Origin of the sequence: Streptomyces sp. OR43 (genome assembly GCF_008042275.1) — a bacterium.
In the GTDB taxonomy this organism is placed as follows: domain Bacteria; phylum Actinomycetota; class Actinomycetes; order Streptomycetales; family Streptomycetaceae; genus Streptomyces.
On sequence record NZ_RDBK01000008.1, the window covers coordinates 563,757 to 570,036 of the forward strand.

Here is a 6,280-nt window from a genome sequence, read left to right on the forward strand (position 1 = left end):
GCCCCGCACACCCCGCCCGGGTGCGCGGGGCTCCGCCGTGCCGACCCGGCCATGCACAAGGTCAGCCCGATGCTGCATGCTGTGCCTTTACACGGTCTTCGGCATGGAGCTGCGCATGACTTCCACCTTTCCGGACATCTCCATCAGCACGGACCGGTTGGTGCTGCGCCCGTTCGACATGGCGGACATTCCCGCGTACATCGAGATGATGAACGACGAACTCGTCGTCGCCTGGACCGAGGCGCCCTACCCCTACACCCAGGTCGACGCCGAACGCTGGGTCCGCAGGATCGCTCCCGCGCAGCGCACCAAGGGTGACGGCATCGTGCTCGCCGTCACCGAGTTCCTCACCCAGCGCCTCGTCGGCTCGGTCCGGCTGCGCAACACCGACTGGCGCACCCGCGCCACCGAGGCCGCCTACGTCACCGCCCCGTGGGCGCGCGGGGAGGGCTACGCCACCGAGTCGGTCCTGGCCCTGGCCCAGTGGCTCTTCCGCGACCAGGCCTTCGAGCGCATCGAACTGCGTACCGCCGCCGACAACACCGCCTCCCAGCAGGTCGCGCAGAAGCTCGGCTGCATCAGCGAGGGAGTGCTGCGCAACGCCCGGATAGCCCGCTCGCAGACCGAGGACGGAGGATGGACCGACATCAGGACCGATCTGATCGTCTGGGGTCTGCTCCCCGAGGACCTCGAAGGGGTGGCCGAAGAGCTCGCCGACGCCGGCGGCTACGGCACCTACAGCGACTGGAACTGAGCACATCCGGCTTTCCCGGGGCACCGACGCCGTACTGGTCCGGACCAGGTAGCCTCACCCTGCCCTCACCCCGGGCAACCAGCCCCACCTGCGACAACTCCAGGAGACTGACGACAGATGGCCGACCGGGTCACAGTGATCGGCTGGGACGGCTCGCCGCTGACCAGAGCGGCCACCGCCGCGCTCTCGGCCGCCACCCTCGTCGCCGGAGCCGCCCACCATCTCGCCCTGCCCGAAGTCCCGCACGGCGCGGAGCGGATCCGCCTCGGCTCCGTCGACCTCGCCGCCCGCCGCATCGCCGGTCACCGCGGCAGCGCCGTCGTCCTCGCCGACGGGGATCCCGGATTCTTCGGCGTCGTACGCACCCTGCGCGCCCCCGAGCACGGCCTCGAAGTGGAAGTCGTGCCCGCCGTCTCCTCCGTCGCCACCGCCTTCGCCCGGGCCGGCATGCCGTGGGAGGACGCCCAGACGGTCGTCGCCCACCCCCGCACCCTGCGCCGCGCCGTGAACGTCTGTCGCGCCCACCACAAGGTCGCCGTCCTCACCTCGCCCGGCGCCGGCCCCGCCGAACTCGCCCTGCTGCTCGAAGGTGTCCACCGCACCTTCGTCATCTGCGAGGAACTCGGCACCGATCGCGAACAGGTCACCGTCGTCACCTCGGACGCCGCCGCCGACCACGTCTGGCGCGACCCCAACGTCGTCATCGTCATCGGGGGAGGCCCCGAACAGCGGGCCGAAGGAGCCTGGATCGCGGGCCGCCACCCCGCCTACCCCCAGGGCGTACGAGGCTGGGCGCTCCCCGCCGACGCCTACCGCGGCGGGGGAACCGACGCCCACGGCGGGAGCGGCGAGGGCGAGGGCCCCGGACTGCGCGCCGCCCAACTCGCCCACCTCGGGCCCCGGACCGGCGACCTGCTCTGGGACATCGGTTCCGGCAGCGGCGCCCTGGCCGTGGAAGCGGCCCGCTTCGGCGCCGCCGTCCTGGCCGTCGACAGCGACCCCAAGGCATGCGCCCGCACGGCCGCGGCGGCCCGGGCCTTCGGAGTCCAGCTCCAGGTCGTCGAAGGCCGGGCTCCGCACGTGCTGGAACGGCTGCCCGAGCCCGATGTCGTACGGATCGGGGGCGGCGGAGCCCCCGTCGTCACCGCCGTCGCCGACCGCAGGCCCGAACGGATCGTGACGCACGCGTCGACCCGGGACGAGGCCGAGGCACTGGGCGCGGCCCTCACCGGGAACGGATACACGGTCTCCTGCTCGCTCCTCCAGTCCGTCGAACTGGACACGGCCGCATGGGCGGAGCGCGAACGCACGGTCGTCTTTCTGCTGTCCGCACTGCGTTCGGACCTTGCCCCCTGACCCGGTCGGCATGCGGTGCGAGGTAGGCTGGCCGATCGTTGCACCGCGCCCGGACGTTCGTCGCTTCGTTCGTCAATGTCCGGAAAAGGGGACCGTTTTGGCCCCCGTTGTGGTACGGCAGAACCGGGGGACGCGCAACGTGGCGCAGTCCACAGCGAGCCGTGGCGAAATGACCTGCCGCGGCGGCGAACGGCCGCGAGAATGCAGTATGTCCGCGACCGACTCGTGCCGCGCGGCGCGCCCGCTCGTTCCATGGGACGAGCACCGGCGTGCCGTGTCGGGGCGTCCCGGGCGAAGGGCCGAAGGAGCACTGACGATGGGCGAGGGGTACGCATGAGTGACACCGGCCAGATCCCGGGCGAGGGACTGCCGGAGAACGCAGGCATGGTGGAGCAGCCGGGCGCCCCCGCCCCGGGCGCCTACACCTTCCTCGACCCCTCCGAGCACGCGTCCGAGGACGACGATCTCCTGCTGATGCCGAGCGCCCAGGGCGCGTGGAGCGAACCGCACGCCGGCCAGGCGCCGCTGCCCGAGCAGGGCGGATACCGCACAGCCCCGGTCCCGCAGCCGCAGACCGTGCCCCAGGGCGACGGCGGCGCGCAGGGCCCCGTCCAGTTCCAGGAGCAGGCCCAGGTTCCGGCGTACGCCATGCAGCAGGCCTCCGCGGCGCTCCAGGAGACCGGCCAGGGCACCCATGAGACCGGCGGCCGTGACTCCGGCCATGTCGACCTCAGCGGCGTGCGTATCCCGTCGTCCGTCCCGGCCCCGGCGCGGGCCCAGGTTCCGGTGGCCCAGACCCCCGTGCGCCGCCCGCTGCACCGCGGCCCGGCCTCCCCGGAATCCGGCCCCTCCTACGGCGGTACGTCCGGCGGCGGCGTGGTCCGTTCCCTCGCCGACCGCGGTCCGGCGGGTACGCCGCAGCCGCAGGCCCAGCCGCAGCCGCAGGCAGCGGTGCAGACGCCCGCACGACATGCCGGCCCTGCCACCGCCGAACCCGAGTACTTCGAGCTGCCCGCCGACGAGGTGGCCGCGCTCCCGGGCCCGCAGCTCGGCGAGATCCCGCCGCAGGGCGCGGGCCAGTGGGCGGCCCGGGCGCCGCAGCAGCCCGCCCAGCCCGCCGCGGTGGAGCCGGCAGTCCCGGGGGCGCCGGCAGCAGAAACGGTCGTCCCGGCCACCGCCGTTCCGGAGGCAATCGTTCCGGAGCCGGTCGCCGAAGAGCCCGTGGCCGAACCCGCGCCCGAACCAGTGGCCGAGACGCAGGCGGAGATCCCCGCGCCGCTCGTGCCGATGCCCGCACCCGCAGGGGTCGAGGTGCCGGCCGAGGCTTCCGAGGAGGCCGCTCAGCCCGAGGTCCCGGCAGACTCCGTACCCGCGCACGCCCCCGCGCACGCGGCAACGGTGCCCGTCGAGGCGGCGCCCGCGGAAGCCGTCGCGCCCGCGGAGCCTGTTGCCCCGGCCGAGCCCGTCGCACCGGCCGAGTTCGTCGCCCCCATCGAGGCCGAGGCCGAGGCCGCTCCCGCCGGTCAGCAGGCTGCCGAAGCCGTAGCCGTCGAAGCGCCGCCGGCCCAGGCCGTGCCCGCCGAGACCGCACCCGCCGTGGACGTCCGGACGGACGAAGTCCCGGCCGAGGCCTCGGAAGCTGTGGAGCCGCCCGTGGAGGCGGTTCCCGACGGGCCGGCCCCGGGCCCGTTCGTACCCGTGGTGGGCACGCTCCCCGCGGCCGAACAGCCGGTGGAGGCGGCTCCGGAGGCGGAGTCTGCCGCGGTCGTCGCGCAGTCCGTACCGGCCGAGACGAGGCAAACCGCGCCGGTGGAAGACCCGCTGGTGGAAGCCCCGCCGGTGGAAGCGCAGACGGTGGAAGCGCAGACGGTGGAAGCCGCGCCGTCCGCTGAGACCGTCGTACCGGAACCCGTCGTCGAACCGGCGCCCGAGCCCGGGACGGGCCCCGAGTTCATCGAGACGCCGGACCTGACGGACGGCCGGCCGGAGCCCGTACGAGCCGAGGCCACCGAGCCGGAGCCCGTCATCGCTCAGGTCACCGAGCAGGAACCGGCGGCGCAGGCCGTGCCCCAGCCGCAGCCCGAGCCGCAGTCCGGGTTCGAGTCGGTGACCCCGGCCACCGAGCCCGCGGTGACCGCCGAGACGCCCGCTCCCGGGCCTGCCGACGCGTCCGAAGTCCCGCAGGACACGCACGCCCCGACCTCCGAGGCCGAGGACGACCTGCCCGTCTCGCCCCCCGCCCCCGGCTACGACGACGCCGAGCGCGAGGCCGTGCTGCGCGTCATGCGTGAGCGCCGCGACATCCGCAACGGTTTTCGCAGCGACCCCATCCCGCACGAGGTGCTCCTGCGGGTCCTGGAGGCCGCGCACACGGCGCCCAGCGTCGGGCACTCCCAGCCCTGGGACTTCGTCGTCATCCGTTCCGCGGAGACCCGCCGTTCCATGCACGAACTGGCGCAGCGCCAGCGTGAGGCGTACGCGAAGTCGCTCCCCAAGGCGAGGGCGAAGCAGTTCAAGGAACTGAAGATCGAGGCGATCGTCGACACCCCGGTCAACATCGTCGTCACGGCCGATCCCACCCGCGGCGGCCGCCACACGCTCGGCCGGCACACCCAGCCGCAGATGGCCCCGTACTCCTCGGCGCTCGCCGTCGAGAACCTGTGGCTCGCGGCCCGGGCCGAAGGCCTCGGCGTCGGCTGGGTCAGCTTCTTCGACGAGCGCGAGATGGTGCGTGCGCTGGGCCTGCCCGAGCACCTCGAAGTCGTCGCGTACCTCTGTGTCGGCTACGTCGACGAGTTCCCGGAGGAGCCCGAACTGATGCAGGCGGGCTGGTCCAAGCGCCGCCCGCTGTCCTGGGTCGTCCACGAGGAGACGTACGGCCGCCGCGCCCTGCCCGGCGAGGAGCCGCACGACCTGCTCCAGGAGACGATCTCCAGCATCCGGCCGCTGGACGCCAAGGCGCTCGGCGAGGCGTGGGAGCGCCAGAAGCGGATGACCAAGCCGGCCGGTGCGCTCGGCATGCTGGAGATCATCTCGGCGCAGCTCTCCGGGCTCTCCCGGATGTGCCCGCCGCCGATCCCGGAGCCCGCGGCCGTCGCGATCTTCGCCGGTGACCACGGAGTGCACGCCCAGGGCGTCACGGCCTGGCCGCAGGAGGTCACCGGCCAGATGGTCGCCAACTTCCTCGGCGGCGGCGCGGTCTGCAACGCCTTCGCGGCCCAGGTCGGTGCCGAGGTCTGCGTCGTCGACGTCGGCGTGGCCACGGAACTTCCCGCGCAGCCCGGTCTGCTGCCCCGCAAGGTGCGCGCCGGAACCGCGGACTTCACGACCGGCCCCGCGCTCACCCGCGAGGAGGTCCTCGCCGCGATCGAGGTCGGCATCGAGACCGCCCGCGATCTGGTGGCCGCAGGCAACAAGGGCCTTCTGACCGGCGAGATGGGCATCGCCAACACCACGGCGTCGGCCGCCCTGATCTGTGTCTACACGGGGATGGACCCGGCCGAGGTCACCGGTCGCGGCACCGGGATCAACGACGAGATGCACGCCCGCAAGGTCGACGTGGTGCGCCGCGCCCTCGACCTGCACCAGCCGGACCCGGCCGACCCCATCGGCGTACTGGCGGCCGTGGGCGGCCTGGAGCACGCCGCGATGGCCGGGTGCCTGCTCGGTGGGGCGTCGCTCCGTACGCCGGTCATCCTCGACGGCGTGAGCGCGGGCGCCGCGGCCCTGGTGGCTCGCGCCATCGCGCCGGAGGCCCTGGCCGCCTGCATCGCCGGCCACCGCAGCGCCGAGCCCGGCCACGTCGCCGCGCTCAACAAGCTGGGCCTGCGCCCGCTCGTCGACCTGGACCTCCGCCTCGGCGAAGGCACGGGCGCGCTGCTGGCGCTGCCGATCGTGCAGAGCGCGGCCCGCGCGATGCACGAGGTGGCGACGTTCGACTCGGCGGGCGTCACGGAGAAGTAGTCCGCACCCCCGCTCCTCAAGCGCCGGCGAGGCTGATGTGCAGCCCCTCCGGCGCTTGAGGAGCGGGGGTGCGGACTACTTCTCCGTGACGCCCGCCGAGTCGAACGTCGCCACCTCGTGCATCGCGCGGGCCGCGCTCTGCACGATCGGCAGCGCCAGCAGCGCGCCCGTGCCTTCGCCGAGGCGGAGGTCCAGGTCGACGAGCGG

At 74.0% G+C, this 6,280-nt stretch carries 4 protein-coding genes; 3 read left to right on the forward strand and 1 reads right to left on the reverse strand.

Translation table 11 applies throughout. The features are described 5' to 3' along the window. Positions 1-76 precede the first annotated feature (76 nt). The 3 genes from EAO72_RS06540 to cobT all read left to right on the forward strand — a co-directional run bounded on the left by EAO72_RS06540 (position 77) and on the right by cobT (position 6,073). Entirely contained in the window at positions 77-754 is a 678-nt protein-coding gene (locus EAO72_RS06540; protein WP_148016229.1) for a GNAT family N-acetyltransferase, read from the forward strand. A 117-nt stretch (positions 755-871) separates the two neighbouring features. Next, positions 872-2,110 carry a precorrin-6y C5,15-methyltransferase (decarboxylating) subunit CbiE gene (gene cbiE / locus EAO72_RS06545; RefSeq protein ID WP_148016230.1) on the forward strand — a complete coding sequence of 413 codons (1,239 nt, stop codon included), beginning with the start codon at positions 872-874 and terminating at the stop codon, positions 2,108-2,110. 333 nt (positions 2,111-2,443) lie between these two features. Continuing rightward, positions 2,444-6,073 (forward strand): nicotinate-nucleotide--dimethylbenzimidazole phosphoribosyltransferase, encoded by a 3,630-nt coding sequence (cobT, locus tag EAO72_RS06550; RefSeq protein WP_148016231.1) that lies wholly within the window; start codon positions 2,444-2,446, stop codon positions 6,071-6,073. A 75-nt stretch (positions 6,074-6,148) separates the two neighbouring features. Here the strand turns inward: cobT and EAO72_RS06555 are convergent. Then, the coding region (locus tag EAO72_RS06555; protein ID WP_148016454.1) for a nicotinate-nucleotide--dimethylbenzimidazole phosphoribosyltransferase at positions 6,149-6,280 on the reverse strand (132 nt) is incomplete at its 5' end.